General features: G+C 64.0%; 4 protein-coding genes. All 4 read left to right on the top strand.

Annotated features, from left to right (window positions below; all coding sequences use genetic code 11):
• Window positions 1-402, top strand: a 402-nt coding sequence (locus tag AC16JP_RS11890) for an MlaE family ABC transporter permease (RefSeq protein ID WP_484340830.1), incomplete at its 5' end; no start/stop codon positions are given.
• Window positions 402-1,202, top strand: coding sequence for an ABC transporter ATP-binding protein (locus AC16JP_RS11885; RefSeq protein WP_484340829.1), 801 nt, complete (start codon window positions 402-404; stop codon window positions 1,200-1,202). The genes AC16JP_RS11890 and AC16JP_RS11885, both read left to right, overlap by 1 nt.
• Entirely contained in the window at window positions 1,202-2,158 is a 957-nt protein-coding gene (locus AC16JP_RS11880) for an MlaD family protein (protein WP_484340828.1), read from the top strand. Before AC16JP_RS11885 ends, AC16JP_RS11880 begins: the two co-directional genes overlap by 1 nt.
• Window positions 2,155-2,456: ABC-type transport auxiliary lipoprotein family protein (locus tag AC16JP_RS11875; RefSeq protein ID WP_484340827.1), on the top strand; the 302-nt coding region annotated here is incomplete at its 3' end. The genes AC16JP_RS11880 and AC16JP_RS11875, both read left to right, overlap by 4 nt.

Raw genomic sequence — 2,456 nt, 5'->3', positions numbered from 1 at the left:
GACGCAATGCGCACGATCGGCCTCGACCCGGTGGAAATCCTCGTGCTGCCGCGCGCCATCGCGCTGGTGCTGATGATGCCGTTGCTGGCGTTCTTCGCATCCATACTGGCGGTGATTGGCGGCGGCCTGTTCAGTTGGGTATCACTTGACATTCCACCCGCCAGCTTCGCCGCGCGCCTGCGCGAAGTCGTGCCGATGACCGACTTCTGGATCGGCATCTCCAAGGCGCCGGTGTTCGGCGCGATCATCGCCATCATCGGCTGTCATCAGGGCTTCATGGTATCGGGCAATGCCGAATCCGTCGGTCACCGGACGACGCTTGCCGTGGTGCAGGCGATCTTCATCGTCATCGTTCTGGATGCCTTCTTCGCCGTATTCTACACCGCCGTAGGGTTCGACTGATGGATGACGCTGCCCCAATCATCCGTGTGCGCGGGCTGGTGAACCGCTTCGGCCAGCAGACGGTGCACGATGGCCTCGATCTCGACGTCATGCCCGGAGAGATCCTCGGCGTCGTCGGCGGCTCCGGCTCGGGGAAATCGGTGCTGCTGCGGTCGATCATCGGCCTGCAAGTGCCCGCCGCCGGAGAAATCCATGTGCTCGGCCACGAAGTAACCGGGCACGACGTAACACAGGACCCGGCGCTGACCAGGCACTGGGGCGTGATGTTTCAGGGCGGCGCACTGTTCTCGGGGCTTACGGTTGCTGAAAATGTGCAGGTGCCGCTGAAGGAATATTTCAGCCTGTCGCCGCGCCTGATGGACGAAATCGCCGCTTACAAGGTGGCGATGTCGGGGCTTCCAGCCAGTGCCGAAAGCAAATTCCCTTCTGAACTTTCCGGCGGCATGCGCAAACGCGCGGCACTTGCCCGCGCGCTTGCGCTCGATCCGAAAGTGCTGTTCCTCGATGAACCGACCGCCGGTCTCGATCCGATTTCGGCAGATGCGTTCGACACGCTGGTGCGAACGCTTGCGCAAACCCTCAACCTGACGGTGTTCCTCATCACCCACGACCTCGACACATTGAACGCCATCTGCGACCGCGTCGCCGTCATCGCAGACAGGAAGGTCATCGCGTCCGGCACCATCGATGAACTGTCCCGCCTCGACCACCCGTGGATTCGCGACTATTTCTGCGGCCCGCGCGGGCGAGCGGCAGCCCATACGCGCGATGGCGCACATTCGCCTGTGGAGGTTGGTTGATGGAAACCCGCAAGTCGCATGTGATCGTTGGCGCCGTCAGCTTCCTGCTGCTGGTCGGGTTTCTGGGCTTCGTGCTTTGGCTTGCGCACTTTTCCCGCGATTCCAAAACCGAATATGACATCTTTTTCAAACAATCGGTTGCGGGTCTTGCGGTCGGCTCGTCGGTTTCGTTTTCGGGTGTGCCGGTCGGGCAGGTCCGCAAGATCGCACTCATGCCGGAAACGCCGCAGTTCATCCGAGTCCGCATCGAGTTGCAGCCTGACACGCCGGTCCTCGAAGGAACGACGGCCAGTCTCAGTTCCGTCGGCTTCACCGGCGTCACGGAAATCCAGCTTACCGGCAGCATGAGCGGGCAGAAGCCGCTGGTGGCGCCGGGGCCGTATGGCGTGCCGGTCATTCCCTCGCGGCCTTCGGGATTTGGCCAGTTGCTGGAAACGGCGCCGCAGGTGCTCGACCGCGCATCTACGCTGCTGGCACGGCTGAACGCGCTGTTCGACGACGAAAACCGCGCCCGCTTTGGCAGCCTGATCGACAATCTGGACAAGCTGTCCGGCGATCTGGCGGCCGAAGGCCCGGCGCTTCGTGCATCCATCCGCGAGGCCGAGGGCGCATTGAAGGCAGCGGCCCGCGCCGCCGACAGCCTTGCCGCCGCCAGCGACACCGCGAACACGCTGATGACGCAGGAAGGCAAGCCGCTGCTTGCCGAACTGAAGCGTGCAACCACCACCGCCGAGGCAACCCTTGCACGGGTGGACCGCCTTGCCGCCAGCGCCGAACCGGGGATCAGCAACCTCTCCTCGCAGACGGTGCCCCAGGTGAACCAGCTAGTCGCCGACTTGCGCGACCTTTCGGAACAGTTGAACCGCCTGACCACGCGCCTCAACAACGACCCGGCAACCGCCCTCGACGGCGACCGTGCCCTTCCTGACTATCAGCCCCGGGGGAAGAAGAAATGAACCGCGCGCCCTTTCTGCTGCTGTTGCTGGCTGCCTGCGGCCCCGTGGTGCAGATCGGCAGCAGCAGCTCCGGCACCAAACGGGTGGATTCGCTTTATACGCTGACGGCGCCGCCACCGGCATCGGTTCCCGCCGGGATCGTGCCGCTGGATATCGCCCGCGCCGTCACCGTCGAGACGCCTTCCCTGCCCGGCACGTTGCAGACCCAGCGCATCCCGGTCAGCGTATCCGATACGGAAGTGCGGTATGTGCAGGAAGCGCTTTGGGCCGAGCAGCCGAACCGGCTGTTCCAGCGCCT

The organism is Sandaracinobacteroides sp. (genome assembly GCF_057137845.1).
Note: the sequence above shows the minus strand (reverse complement) of the source record. Positions and strands in the feature narration are given on the sequence as shown.